The 13670-nt window shown below is 68.7% G+C and carries 11 protein-coding genes; all 11 read left to right on the top strand.

Translation table 11 applies throughout. The features are described 5' to 3' along the window. The first annotated feature begins 583 nt into the window (after nucleotides 1–583). The 11 genes from EV659_RS14815 to EV659_RS03250 all read left to right on the top strand — a co-directional run bounded on the left by EV659_RS14815 (nucleotide 584) and on the right by EV659_RS03250 (nucleotide 13641). Nucleotides 584–1105: a phasin family protein gene (locus EV659_RS14815; protein ID WP_184409779.1), complete on the top strand. Its 522-nt coding sequence runs from the start codon at nucleotides 584–586 to the stop codon at nucleotides 1103–1105. A gap of 344 nt (nucleotides 1106–1449) precedes the next feature. Beyond that, the gene (clpS, locus tag EV659_RS03295; RefSeq protein WP_132707423.1) at nucleotides 1450–1836 is read left to right on the top strand and encodes an ATP-dependent Clp protease adapter ClpS; all 387 of its coding nucleotides are present in this window, start codon (nucleotides 1450–1452) and stop codon (nucleotides 1834–1836) included. 51 nt (nucleotides 1837–1887) lie between these two features. Beyond that, nucleotides 1888–4224: an ATP-dependent Clp protease ATP-binding subunit ClpA gene (gene clpA / locus EV659_RS03290; protein ID WP_132707421.1), complete on the top strand. Its 2337-nt coding sequence runs from the start codon at nucleotides 1888–1890 to the stop codon at nucleotides 4222–4224. A 208-nt stretch (nucleotides 4225–4432) separates the two neighbouring features. Beyond that, nucleotides 4433–5788, top strand: coding sequence for a glucose-6-phosphate isomerase (locus tag EV659_RS03285; protein ID WP_165878686.1), 1356 nt, complete (start codon nucleotides 4433–4435; stop codon nucleotides 5786–5788). Between the two features lie 205 nt (nucleotides 5789–5993). Further along, on the top strand, nucleotides 5994–6509 hold the full coding sequence (gene coaD / locus EV659_RS03280) for a pantetheine-phosphate adenylyltransferase (protein WP_184409780.1): 516 nt from the start codon (nucleotides 5994–5996) through the stop codon (nucleotides 6507–6509). Then, complete coding sequence (locus EV659_RS03275; protein ID WP_184409784.1) at nucleotides 6509–7099, top strand: peptidylprolyl isomerase; 591 nt, start codon at nucleotides 6509–6511, stop codon at nucleotides 7097–7099. The genes coaD and EV659_RS03275 overlap by 1 nt, the downstream gene beginning before the upstream one ends. Nucleotides 7100–7140: 41 nt before the next feature. Beyond that, nucleotides 7141–9015 (top strand): DUF885 domain-containing protein, encoded by a 1875-nt coding sequence (locus tag EV659_RS03270; RefSeq protein WP_200287412.1) that lies wholly within the window; start codon nucleotides 7141–7143, stop codon nucleotides 9013–9015. Between the two features lie 119 nt (nucleotides 9016–9134). Beyond that, nucleotides 9135–10301: a hypothetical protein gene (locus EV659_RS03265; RefSeq protein WP_132707417.1), complete on the top strand. Its 1167-nt coding sequence runs from the start codon at nucleotides 9135–9137 to the stop codon at nucleotides 10299–10301. Continuing rightward, nucleotides 10298–11053, top strand: a complete 756-nt coding sequence (locus EV659_RS03260; RefSeq protein ID WP_132707415.1) for a glycosyltransferase family 2 protein — start codon at nucleotides 10298–10300, stop codon at nucleotides 11051–11053. The genes EV659_RS03265 and EV659_RS03260 overlap by 4 nt, the downstream gene beginning before the upstream one ends. A gap of 2 nt (nucleotides 11054–11055) precedes the next feature. Continuing rightward, entirely contained in the window at nucleotides 11056–11931 is an 876-nt protein-coding gene (locus EV659_RS03255; protein WP_132707413.1) for an NTP transferase domain-containing protein, read from the top strand. 213 nt (nucleotides 11932–12144) lie between these two features. Beyond that, nucleotides 12145–13641: an adenosine deaminase family protein gene (locus tag EV659_RS03250; RefSeq protein ID WP_132707411.1), complete on the top strand. Its 1497-nt coding sequence runs from the start codon at nucleotides 12145–12147 to the stop codon at nucleotides 13639–13641. Nucleotides 13642–13670 lie beyond the last annotated feature (29 nt).

The raw sequence follows: 13670 nt of genomic DNA, 5'->3' as shown, positions 1-13670 counted from the left end.
GTCGTCTGCCGGCCAATCGGCGCCGGGGAAGGCCGTCGGCAAAGCCCCGGACAAAGCGCCTGGCAAGGCACCACAGGCCAAGGCGACCAAGCCGGCGTCGCCATCGACGGCGCCCTCGGGCGGCGCGTCGAAGGTGGCTACCGAGACGACGCGCGCGACGAGCCGGTCGACGCCGGCCGATGCGCGCGGCCAGACGCCCGCCAAACCGGCCGCCGCCCGCAAGGATCAGGCCGGCCCCGCCCCGACCGGCGCGACCGGTACGACCGGTGCGACCGGTGCGACCGGTGCGACCGGTGCGACGCCGGCGGCAAAACGTGCCGGTGGTCAGCCCGCCAAAGCCCAGCCCGCCAAATCTCAGACCCCTGAGCGCCAAGCGTCTGAGGGCCAGGCCAGGGGTGGCCAGGGCGTGCGGGATGACGCCCGGGCGGTGCAGTCCGGGCCGGCGAAATCCGGGTCTTGGAAGGCCGCGCCGGTTCGGTCCGGGTCGGCCAAGACCGCGGGCGAGACGGCCGCTGCGGCGCCCAAGCGATCGCCCGTGGCGGCGGTGGAGAGCACCGAGCCCCTGCCGCCGGCGCCAACGCCGATGCCCGCCGCATCCGGTGCGACCGCCAAATCGGCTGCGGCATCGCGGTCAGCGACGGCGCAGTCGTCGGCCGGCACCGACGTCGCGTCGCCCGGCTGGATGCTCGCCATGGTGCCCGATGCCACGGTCAAGCAGTTCGAGGCCTCGATGACCGTTGCGCGCCAGACCGTCGACGACGCGCTGACCATGGTCGACCAATGGTCGGATACCGGCCGGCTCCAGATCGATCAGGCGCTGTCGGTGTCGACGGCGGCGGTCGATAGCCTGAACACCTGGAACAAGGCGGTCATCGCCATCATGGAACGGCATATGAGCGAGACGCGCGAGTTGCTGGCGACCTGGACCTCGGCCCAGGACCCGCAACAGTTTTTCGAGGCCAATCAGGACTTCATGCGCGCCCATGTCGACTCATTTGCCAAGGACATGACCGCCTGGTCGCAAACGGCGCTGCAAGTGGTGTCGGCGATGATGGCGCCCCTGGGGACGCCCCCGACCGACGGCGACCACAAGCGCGCACGCTGACCCAAGGGGGCGCGTATCGATTGCCGCGACATGGCGGCCCGGGCTGCGGCGCTGGCGCACCCCGGGCGCGCTCCCCTTTGCGTTCCGGCGGGGTTCGTGGCAATACTGGTGGCGAGTGGCAAGACCCCACCGCGGTGGGGTGGCGGCCCGTCAGGCGGTGGATCGGGCGCAACCGGCGATCGCCCGGGCCGCCGATAAGACAAACGGCCATCGGGGAGGCGACGGAGTCGCAACCGTCCTGTGGAGCCGGTCGGGATGCGACCGGTGGACCCGCGGGTCGGTGCGGTGCGGCGGGATGCCGCCGCGGATGGCTCGCAACACCCCGAAGGTATCGGAGTGGAACCATGACCCGGACATGCGAGGAGGCTGAGACGGTGCAGCGCTGGGTGCTGTCGGATGAAGACGGCGACGACACCGGAGGCAAGGACGGCAGCGGTAGCGGCACGGGCGTGCTGACCAAACCCCGGACCGAAACCAAGAAGCCGTCCATGTACAAGGTGCTGTTGCTCAACGACGATTACACACCGATGGAATTCGTCGTTCACGTGCTCAAGAAGTTCTTCCGCATGTCGACCGAGCAGGCCACGCGTGTCATGCTCCAGGTGCACCAGCGCGGCGTCGGTGTGTGTGGCGTGTTTACCTATGAGGTAGCCGAAACGAAGGTAAACCGGGTGTTAGACTATGCCCGGCAACATCAACACCCGCTCCAGTGTACCCTTGAAAAGGAGTAGCGCTGATCCCCACAATAGGGATGATTCCGCTCCGACAGAAAGGACGACCTCGTGCCCAGTTTTTCGCCTCATCTCGAACAGACGCTGCACCGGGCGCTCGCCGAGGCCAATGCGCGTAAACATGAGTATGCGACGTTGGAGCACCTTCTGCTGGGCCTTCTGGAGGATCGCGACGCCGTCGCCGTGCTCAAGGCCTGCAATGTGGACATCGCGCGGCTGCGCCATAACCTGATCGGCTATCTCGACGAGGAGTTGCAGAACCTCCAGGTCGAGGACGACTCCGTCGAGGCGACGCCGACCGCCGGTTTCCAGCGGGTCGTGCAGCGCGCGATCCTGCATGTGCAAAGCTCGGGGCGCGAGGAAATGACCGGCGCCAACGTGCTGGTGGCGCTGTTTTCCGAGCGTGAAAGCCATGCCGTCTATTTCCTGCAACAACAGGACATGACCCGTCTCGACGCGGTCAGCTATATCAGCCACGGCATCGCCAAGTCGCCCCAGAACAGCGAGCGGCGCACCGTGCGCGGCGCCGACGAGGAGGAGGCCGAACAGGCCAGCCGTGCCGAGCAAAGCGCCAAGAAGGGCGACAGCGCGCTCGAAGCCTATTGCGTCAACCTCAACGAAAAGGCGAGTGCGGGTAAGATCGACCCGCTGATCGGCCGCGATTCGGAGGTCGAACGGACGATCCAGATCCTGTGCCGCCGGTCGAAGAACAACCCCTTGTTCGTCGGCGATCCCGGTGTCGGCAAGACCGCCATCGCGGAAGGTCTGGCGCGCAAGGTGGTCAACAAGGAAGTGCCGCCGGTGCTGGAAGACGCGACCATCTTCGCGCTCGACATGGGCGCATTGCTGGCCGGCACGCGCTATCGCGGCGATTTCGAGGAACGCTTGAAGGCGATCGTCAAGGAACTCGAAGAGACCGACGGCGCGATCCTGTTCATCGACGAGATCCACACGGTGATCGGCGCCGGCGCCACCTCGGGCGGCGCCATGGACGCGTCGAACCTGCTCAAGCCGGCGCTGTCCAACGGCACCATCCGCTGCATCGGGTCGACCACCTACAAGGAATTCCGCAGCCATTTCGAGCGCGACCGGGCGCTGCTGCGGCGGTTCCAGAAGATCGACGTCAACGAGCCGGCGACCGGCGACGCGGTCAAGATCCTCCAGGGGCTCAAGCCCTATTTCGAGAAGCACCACCAGGTGCGCTACACCCAGGACGCCATCAAGGCGGCGGTGGAATTGTCGGCGCGCTATATCACCGACCGCAAGCTGCCCGACAAGGCCATCGACGTGATCGACGAGACCGGCGCGGCGCAGATGCTGGTCGCGCCGTCGAAGCGGCGCAAGCAGATCGGCGTCAAGGACGTGGAAGCGGTGGTCTCCAAGATCGCGCGCATCCCGCCCAAGACGGTCAGCCGCGACGACGCGCGGGTCATGGCGTCGCTCGACCAGGATCTCAAGCGGGTGGTGTTCGGGCAGGAAAAGGCCATCGAGGCGCTGTCCGCCGCCATCAAGCTGGCGCGCGCGGGCCTGCGCGAACCCAATAAGCCGATCGGTTCCTACCTGTTCTCCGGTCCCACCGGCGTCGGCAAGACCGAGGTGGCGCGGCAATTGGCCAATCTGCTGGGGGTCGAACTGACCCGCTTCGACATGTCGGAATATATGGAACGCCATTCGGTGTCGCGGCTGATCGGCGCGCCGCCGGGCTATGTGGGCTTCGACCAGGGCGGGCTGCTGACCGATGCGGTCGACCAGAACCCGCACTGCGTGCTGTTGCTCGACGAGATCGAGAAGGCTCACCCGGACCTGTTCAACATCCTGTTGCAGGTGATGGACAATGGCACGCTCACCGACCACAACGGCAAGAAGATCGATTTCCGCAATGTGGTGATCATCATGACCACCAATGCCGGCGCGGCGGAGATGGCCAAGTCGGCCATCGGTTTCGGCCGCGAGGCGCGCCAGGGCGAGGACGAAGAGGCGATCAAGCGCACCTTCAGCCCGGAATTCCGCAATCGTCTCGATGCGGTGGTGCCGTTCGATTATCTGCCGCCCGAGGTGGTCGAGCGGGTGGCCGAGAAGTTCGTGCTGGAGCTTGAGGTGCAACTGGCCGAACGCAACGTCCATATCTCGCTCACCGAGGACGCCAAGGCATGGCTGGCCGAGCGCGGCTATGACCGGCTCTACGGTGCGCGGCCGCTCGGTCGGGTAATCCAGGAGACCATCAAGAAGCCGCTGGCCGACGAACTGTTGTTCGGCAAATTGCAGCGCGGCGGCGAGGTGGTGGTCAAGGTGGAAGATGGCGCCATCGCCTTCGAGATCACGCCGGCGCCGCCCAAGGGTGGCAAGGCGGCCGATACGTCGGACGCCGAAGCCGCCGAACCCGCCTGACCGCCAAACCGCCTGAACGATGGCCTCGTCGACCGGACCGGTCGGCGCGGCCATCGCGAGGCCGCCCCGCCCGGCGCCGTCCGGGCGGGGTTTCGCATTTGCAGCATCGGCGCGCTTGTCCCAATCCGCCGGCCGTGGTCTAACCCGGTGGTCGGCGCATTGTGGGACAGGACCGCGGCTCGGGCCGCGCATCGCATCGAGGGACGCCATGCTGTACCGCCAGACCATCCGCTGGGCTCGGGCCGCCGAACTGGCCCTGGCCATCGACGCCGGCCGCGAGCGCGCCCAAGAGGCCCTCGACGCGCTGCGCCGCCAGCGCGACGACGACCGCCGCCCTTATCTGTGTTTACCCGCGCGCACCGACGACCTGCCCGCCATCGAGGCGCGGGCCGAGGCGATCCGGGCGTCGGGCGTGGGCGACGTGGTGGTGTTGGGCACCGGCGGGTCGAGCCTGGGCACGCGGGCGTTGCTGGCGCTCGACGGGCCGACGCTCGGCGCGTCGTCGGGCTTGCGCGTGCACGTACCGGACAATCTGGGGGCCACGCTCATGGACGCGGTGCTGCGCGACCTGGACCCGGCGCGCACCCATTTCATCGCCGTGTCCAAGTCCGGCGGCACCGCCGAGACGGTGGCGCAGACGCTGACCGCGTTCGAGGCGGTGTCGGCCGCACTGGGCCCGACGCGCGCGGCGCAGGCCTTTACCCTGGTCAGCGAACCGGGCGGCAGTCCGCTGCGCCGTCTGGCCGGCCAATGGGGGGTGGCGACGCTCGACCACGACCCGGACCTGGGCGGGCGCTATTCGGTGATGTCGGTGGTCGGCGCGTTGCCGGCGCTGTTGGCGGGCTTCGACATCGCCGCCCTGCGCCGCGGCGCAGGGCGGGTGGTCGACCAGGCGCTCGCTCCCGGCGCCGATCCGGCCCATGTGCCGGCGGCCGAGGCGGCGGTGCTGGGCCATGTGGCGGGCGAGGCGGCCGGTGCCGCAATCGCGGTTCTGCTGGCCTATGACGACCGGCTGGCGCCTTTTACCCGCTGGTGGGCGCAGCTTTGGGCCGAAAGCCTGGGCAAGCGGGGGCTCGGCAGCACGCCGGTGGCCGCCCTCGGTCCGGTAGACCAGCACAGCCAGTTGCAGCTTTATCTGGACGGTCCGGGCGACAAGCTGATCTCGCTGGTCAAGCCGGTGACCGCGGGCACCGGTCCGCGCGTGGCGCCGGCGCTGACCGCTGGCGCCGGGGAGGGCCGGCTCGACTATCTGTCCGGGCGCACCATCGGCGACTTGGTGGACGCCGAGGCCGACGCCACCGCCGAAGCGTTGGTGCGTCGCGGCCGACCGGTGCGCGTGCTGACCATCGACCGGGTGGACGCCGAGACGCTCGGCGCGCTGATGATGCACTTCATGTTGGAAACGGTGATCACGGCGCATCTGATCGCGGTCGATCCGTTCGACCAGCCGGCGGTGGAGGAGGGCAAGCAATTGACCCGGGCGGCGCTGCGCGGGACGGGCGACGCTTTGGCGGCGGCGGTGCCAGCGGGGCTGGTGTCGGATCTGGGCGTCTCGGCGACCTGACCGTCCGGCGCCTTGAAGCGCGCGGCGTCGATGGTCCGGCGTGTCGCGCCGCTGTCGCCAAGCCTGTCGCCAGCTCTGTCCGGCGCCCTGGCGGCGTGGCCAAGTCTCTGACCGGATTGGCATTGGCGGCATTCGCACCCTTGTCAGCGGCGGGGAATTGACTAAAGCTGTCGCGCACCGATCCGACCGGCCGAAGGGGACCCCCATGACCGAGATCGCACCGAAGGTGGGACTGTATCCCGGCACCTTCGATCCCATCACCTACGGGCATCTGGATATCGTCCGCCGCGGCCTCAAGCTGGTCGACCGCCTGGTCATGGGTGTGGCCACCAATCCGGGCAAGCAGCCGCTGTTCAGCCTGGAGGAGCGCTGCGCCATGGTCGAGCGAGAGACCGCGCCGCTGGCCGAAAAGGCCGGCGCCGAGATCGAGGTGGTCGCGTTCGACGAATTGTTGATGCACATCGCCGAGAAGGTGGGCGCGCACATCATCATCCGCGGCTTGCGCGCGGTTTCCGATTTCGAATACGAATTCCAGATGGCGGGCATGAACACCCAGCTCAACCCCAATATCGAGACGGTGTTTCTCATGGCCGACGCCAAATATCAGCCCATCGCGTCCAAGCTGGTCAAGGAGATCGCCCATTATGGCGGGTCGATCGACGGTTTCATTCCGCCCTTGGTGGCCGATGCGTTGCGGGCGAAAGTAGAGGACAAGGCATGATGATACGTCGCTGGATTCTGGGCGCGCTGGCCGCGCTCGGCGTGACCTCGGGCGCGGTGACCGCGCCGGCGGACGCCCAGGACACAACCGAGATCGATCCTGAAAACCTGCTCTTGATCGACCTGCCGCACGGCCGCGTGGTGATCGAAATGTTCCCGGATGTGGCGCCCAACCATGTGGCGCGGATCAAGACCCTGGCCCGGCAGGGCTTCTATGACGGTCTGATCTTCCACCGGGTGATCCCGGGCTTCATGGCCCAGGGCGGCGACCCGCAGGGCACCGGCGCCGGCGGCAGCGATCTGCCCGACTTGCAGGCCGAGTTCAACGACAAGCGCCACCTGCGCGGCACCGCGTCGATGGCGCGCGCGGGCGACCCCCATTCGGCCAACAGCCAGTTTTTCATCATGTTCCAGCCCAATCCGAGCCTGGACGGCAAGTATACCGTCTGGGGCCGGGTGCTCGACGGCATGCGCGCGGTCGACAAGATCGCGGTCGGCGAACCGCCGGCCGAGCCCACGCCCATGGTGCGCGTGCGCGTCGCCGCCGACGTGACCGACGACGCCCCCGACGCCCAGGACCCCGGCCCGTGATCGGTCGCGGCCCGCGCCCAGGGGCGTCTTTGGGGCGGTCTTTGGGACGGCGTTGGCGGCCGGCCAGCCTGGGGCTCGTCCTCGCGGCATCGGGGCTGCTGGCCTCGGGCGTGATGGTGGCACCGGCGGCCTTGGCCCAGGCAAGCGACCAACAAACCGGCCCCGAAGCGCGCCCCGAAGCAGGCCCCGACAGCCGGCCCGACGCCACCAGCCAGGACGCGGGCGTCCGCAGCGCCGGGGCGGCGTTGCACGCGCTGTTCGACGAGGCGTGGGCGGCCCGGCTGGCCCGCGACCCGCTGTTCGCCACCCGGGTCGGCGTGCGTCGCTACAATGACCGGCTGCCCGATGCGTCGCCCGAGGCGCACGCGCGCGCCGCCGCCCAAGCGCGCAGGCTTCGCGACCGGCTGGCGGCCATCGACCGCGCCGCCTTGTCGCCCGCCGACCGGATCAATGCCGACCTGTTCGCCTATGTGCTCGACCGCCGGCTGAGTGAGCAGCGCTTCAAGACCTGGCGCATGCCGTTCCTGAGCGACAGCGGTTTCCACACCCGGCTGAGCTTCGTGGTCGAGGCGACGCCGTTCGAGACCGTGGCCGACTATGAGGCCTATCTCGACCGGCTGGCCGCCATGCCGCGCTATCTGGACCAGCACCGCGCCAACATGGCCCAGGGGCTGGCCGACGGCTTCACCCAGCCGCGCGCGATCCTCGACCAGGTGGCGCCGAGCTTCGCCGCGCTCGCCGTTACGCGTGCCGAGGACAGCGCCTTCTTCGCGCCGTTCGAGGCCATGCCCGAGGCCATCGCCGCGGCCGACGCCGCGCGGCTGCGGGATCGGGGGCGGCGGCTGTTGACCGAGACGGTGCTGCCGGCGTTCGCCACGCTGCATCGGTTCTTTACCGAAACGTACATGCCCGAGGCGCGCACCAGCCTCGGCGCCAGCGACCAGCCCGAGGGCGACGCCTATTATCAGGCCCAGATCCGCCACTACACGACGCTGGACCTGGACGCCCGGGCGATCCACCAGATGGGCCTGGACGAGGTCGCCCGCATCCGCGCGCGGATGGAGGCGATCATCGACGAGGTCGGGTTTGAGGGCGGCTTCCAGGCGTTCGTCGACCGGTTGCGGAGCGACCCGCGCTTCTATGCCGAGACGCCCGAGGCGCTGTTGAAACAGGCCGCCTGGATCGCCAAGCGCATCGACGAGAAACTGCCGGCCTTCTTCGCCACCATGCCGCGCACCCCCTATGGCGTGCGCGCGGTCCCCGCCGCCATCGCGCCCAATTACACCAGCGGGCGCTATTGGCCGCCGATCCCGGGCCAGCGCGGCGGGCTGTTTATGGTCAACACTCACAATCTGGCCCAGCGCCCGCTCTACAATCTGCCGGCGCTGGCGCTGCACGAGGGCGTGCCGGGCCACCATTTCCAGATCGCCCTGCAATTGGAGCGCGACGACCTGCCGGCATTCCGCCGTTATATCGGCCTGTCGGCGTTCAGTGAGGGCTGGGGCCTGTATTCGGAGCGCCTGGGCGAGGAGATGGGATTGTATACCACGCCCTATGAGCGCTTCGGCCGGCTGACCTACGAGATGTGGCGCGCCGGGCGCTTGGTGGTCGACACCGGCATCCACGCCATGGGCTGGAGCCGCGAGCGCGCGGTGCGCTTCTTCCGCGAAAACTCGGCGCTGGCCGAGCACAATATTCGCACCGAGGTGGATCGCTATATCTCCTGGCCCGGCCAGGCGCTGGCCTACAAGCTGGGCGAGATGCGCATCGTGGCGTTGCGCGACAAGGCCGAGGCGGCGTTGGGCGCGGCGTTCGACCGGCGCGCGTTCCACGACGCGGTGCTCGCCGAAGGCGCGGTGACCCTGCCGATGCTCGATCGCCAGATCGCCGCCCATATCGACGCTCATAAGCCTTAACCGGGGCCGCGCCAGGGTGTAACCGGGCGTTTACCTTGTCACGGAAATGTCGTATGCAACCGGACGACCGGGGCCGTTTTCCCGGTCGTTTGGTTTTATAATAGGCACAGGTGTCTTTCGTGACAGCCCTTTACGCCCAACCGGACCACCGGGTTGTCGAAACCCTGCTGCCCGGCATCACCGAGACATGGTTGCCCCCTGCGGCCGCGGCCCAGCGGTTCGAGGTCGTTCCGGGGCTGGTGCCGGTGGCGGTGCGGCCGACCGGCGGCGTGGGCCGGGGGCTGCTCTATGTCGCCGACCTGGGGACCCATCCGTTCCGCGAATGGCAGTTCATGTATACGCTGGACCATCTGGCCCGCGGCGGCCTGGTGGGCGAGCGGTTCGTCACCGATTTGAGCTTGCTCGACCAGCCGGGGGTGGGCCGCGACGGGCTCGACCCGCAGGGCTTGATCCTGCACGTGTCGCGCTGCGGCTCGACGCTTCTGTCCAAGGCGTTGGCCAGGCTCGACGACACCGTGATGATCACCCAGGGCGGGCCGCTTCAGCGCGGCTTCTGGGCCGCCCAGTGCGACGACTGGCGCGGTGATCTGCTCTCTGATCCGGCGACACCGGCGCGCCTGCGCACCCTGGTGCGGCTGATGACCCGGCGTCGCCGCGGTCATGAGCGGCGGGCGTTCGTCAAGTTCATCAGTTGGAACGTGATGGTGCGCGATACCATCGAATGCGCCTGGCCCGGGACGCCGACGCTGTTTCTCTATCGCGATCCGGTCGAGGTGATCGCCTCGGTGTTCAAGGAGACCACGGCGGTGCTGGAAGCCAAGGGCACCGCCCAGGCGGCGTTTCTGACCGGCCAGCCGGCCGCGGCCACCGAAACGATGTCGGACGCCGACTATCTGGCCCAGTGCTACCGGGGTTATTTCAAGGCCGCGCTCGATGCGCCGATGACAACGCCGTTGACGTTCCTAAATTACAGGCAGATGAAGGAACCAAGTCGGTTCCAAGATGTGATCGCCCGCGGCCTGGCCCATCGGCCGACCGCCGAGCAATTGGGCACCATGATCGCTCAGTTCGACACCCATTCGAAGGATGATGCCAACACGCAGCCGTTCCAAGACGATGACCTTGCCAAGCGTCGGTCCTTGCCGGAAGACGCGGTACGCCGCATTCGCCAGATTTGTGGCGACTTGACCAACCGGCTGGACGCCGACGCCCGTAACCTGTATCCCGCCGCGGCCGAGTTCTCCCCGACCGCAGTCCTCAGCCCCAGCGATGGACCCATGCTATGACCGTTTGTAACGCCCAATCCCGCCGACGACTGTCGATTCTGATCCCCAACCACAACTACGCCGCCTATATCGGTCAGACCATCGACAGCGTCCTGGCGCAGGATTATGGCCCGATTGAGTTGGTGATTGTGGACGACGGCAGCACCGACGGGTCGGTCGATGTGATCGAGGCGGCCTTGGACCGCGCTGGCCATCTGGCCCGCACCAAGCTGGTGGCCTTGCCCCGCAATCGCGGCAAACTGGGCGCCATCAACGCCGTGCTGGACCAGTTGACCGGCGACTATCTGATCACCCTCGACGCCGACGATCTGTTGGTGCCGAATTATGCCCGCCGCTGCATCGACGTGTTGGAGGCCGAACGTGCCACCGACCCCGCCGTCGGCTTCGTCTATTCCGATTGCCTGTTGATCGACAGCCAGGGCGAACTGATCGACCGTGGCCGGTCGACGCCGTTCGACGCCGACCTGCTCGACCAGTTCAGCTATGTGCCCGAGCCCGCCGTGGTGGTGACCCAGGCGTTCCTCGACGTGGCGCCGTTCGACGAATCCATCCGCGTCGCCACCAAGCATCACAAGTGGAAACGCATGGTCGCGCGCGGTTGGACCGGCCACTATCTGCCCGAACCGCTGTTCCACTATCGCATGCACGGGAACAACCTGTCCGGCATCGGCAGCCGGGTAACCGCCGAGGTGGCCCAGGGGCGGCGCGGCGAGCGCATCCTGTCGGGATACTGGACCACGGCGGAGGCGTGACCATGGCGTCGAGCGGCCAAGTCACCGCGCTGGTCATGGCCGCCAGCCGGCGCGGTCCCAAGGACAGCGTCGCCGCCTTGTGCGGCGTGTCGCACAAGTGTCTGGCGCCGATCGCCGGCCGGGTGATGATCGAGCGGGTGGTCGAGACGCTGATCGCCAGCCAACGGGTCGGCCGTGTCTTCGTGTCGATCGAGGATGGCGCGCTGTTGCGCGGCGTGCCGGCGCTGGCCCGGCTGATGGACCAGGGCCGGCTGGTCGCCGCCACCAGCCGGGGCAATCTGGCCGACAGTGTGCTGGCCGGGGTCGAGGCCATCGAGGCCGCCGGCGCCGACGCCTTCCCGCTGTTGATCACCACCGGCGACAATGCGCTGCATACCCCCGCCGTGGTGCGCGACTTCGCCGACGCGCTTCTGGCCAGCGAGCGCGACATCACCGTGGGCGTCGCGCCCGAGGCGGCGGTTGCGCGCGACCATCCCGGCGCACCCATCGCCTATCACCGGTTCCGCGACATCTCGGTGTCGGGCTGCAACCTCTATGGCCTGCGCACCGAGCGCGCCTTGAAGGCGGTGCGCGTGTTCGAAGGCGGCGGCCAGTTCGGCAAGCGCCACAAGCGCATCCTCGACGCCTTCGGGGTCATGCCGTTCATCCTCTACAAGACCCGCTGGGCGACCGCGCAGGGGTTGTTCGACCGCATCGGCCGCAATTTGGGCCCCACGCTGGAGCCCACCTATCTCGACTATGGGTTCGCGCCGATCGACGTGGACAACCCCGCGTCCTACAATCTGAGCGCCGAGATCCTCGCCGCCCGCGCCGACGCGGCACCGCCTGCCGCCGCCGATCCGTCGACCGACCCGCCCGCCGGGCTCGCCTCGGCCTGACCGCCCGCCTTGCCGGGCCGTGGCCCCGGGCGTGATCCTGACCCCGAGCCTGGCCCGCCACGCTTGGCCCCGGCCGGCGCCGGTCGGCGGCTCGAAGCCCGATCGCTGCCGCCCGGGGTCCGGGCTCTGGCCTCCCGCCGCCGGCTTTGCTAAGCCGCTCGGAGCCGGGAGCGGCCGCCGGGGCGCTCCTTGATAACCGATGGGAGAGCGGCGATGGCGACGGGCACGATGTGGGGGGCGAGCTCTTGGGGGCGCCGGTGCGGGGCATTCGGCGCCGTGTTGGCCGGGGCCTTGGCGCTGGCCGGCTGTGCTGCGGGGTCGGGGGCTGAGACGGCGGCCGGTGGCAGCGTCGAGACCAACAGCGCCGCCGCAGCGTTCGAGGCCGCCAAGGCCGCCGACCGGCCGCGCCTGCGCCGGTTTCTCGAAGCCATGCCCAAGGGCGGCGACCTGCACAATCATCTGACCGGCGCCATCTATGCCGAAACCTGGCTCGACTGGGCGGCCGAGGATGGCTTGTGCATCGACCCCGCGGTGCCGGCGTTGCGCGACCCGGCCCAAGGCGTGGCCTGCGACGGGGTGGGCTGGGTGCCGGCGAGCCGCGCCTATGAGGACGTGGACCTGCGCCGGCGCCTGATCGACGCCTTGAGCCTGCGCCATTTCGTGGCCCGCGACGGCTGGTCCGGGCTCGACCAGTTTTTCGTCACCTTCAACCGCATGGCGGCCAAGCCGCACCGGCTGGGCGACATGTTGGCGATGGTCAGCCGCCGCGCCGCCGACCAGAACATTCTCTATCTGGAACTGATGCACACCATCGTGGTGGGCGAGATCGTGCCCCTGGTCGCCGATGTGACGCTGACCGGCGACGCCGGCACCGACTATCGCCGGCTGATGGCCAGCCCGTTCGGCGCCGCGCTCGACGACCTGACCGACCGGATCGTCGACACCGTCGACGCCGCCATGGCCAAGCGCCGGGCGCTGCTCGGCTGCGACGGCGGCGCGGCTGAGCCCGGCTGTGCGGTCACCGTGCGGCTTCAGCACCAGGTGCTGCGCGACTTTTCGCCCGCCGGGGTCTATGCGCAGATGATCCTCGGTTGGCGCGCCATGGCGGCGAGCGACCATCTGGTGGCGATCAACCTGGTGACGCCGGAAAACCGCCATGTGGCGCTGCGCGACTATACCCGCCACATGGACATGTTGGACCATCTCTACCGCACCGAAGGCCCGCGCAACGTGGCCTTGCACGCCGGCGAACTGGCGCTCGGGCTGGTGCGACCGGACGATCTGCACTTCCACATCCGCGAGGCGATCGAACTCGGCCACGCCCGGCGCATCGGCCACGGCGTGTCGATCGCCCATGAGCGGGACAGCGAGGCGCTGTTGGCGCGCATGGCCGCCGAGGGGATCGCGGTCGAGATCAACCTGACCAGCAACGACGTGATCCTGGGCGTCCGCGGCGACGACCACCCGTTCGACCTTTATCGCGCCGCCGGAGTGCCGCTGACCCTGTCCACCGACGACGAGGGCGTGTCGCGCATCGACCTGACCCATGAATATGTGCGCGCGGTGCAAACCTTCGACCTCAGCTATGACGACGTGAAGCGATTGTCGCGCAATGCCATTGGCTATGCGTTCGTGGACGAGGCGACGCGCCAGCGCCTGGCCGAGCGGCTCGACGCCCGCTTCGCCGCCTTCGAGGCCCGGTTCGAGTAACGCCGATCCGGCCCGGCGGCCCGGCGCCC

Source organism: Rhodothalassium salexigens DSM 2132, from assembly GCF_004341375.1.
GTDB classification, from domain to species: domain Bacteria; phylum Pseudomonadota; class Alphaproteobacteria; order Sphingomonadales; family Rhodothalassiaceae; genus Rhodothalassium; species Rhodothalassium salexigens.
Note: the sequence above shows the minus strand (reverse complement) of the source record. Positions and strands in the feature narration are given on the sequence as shown.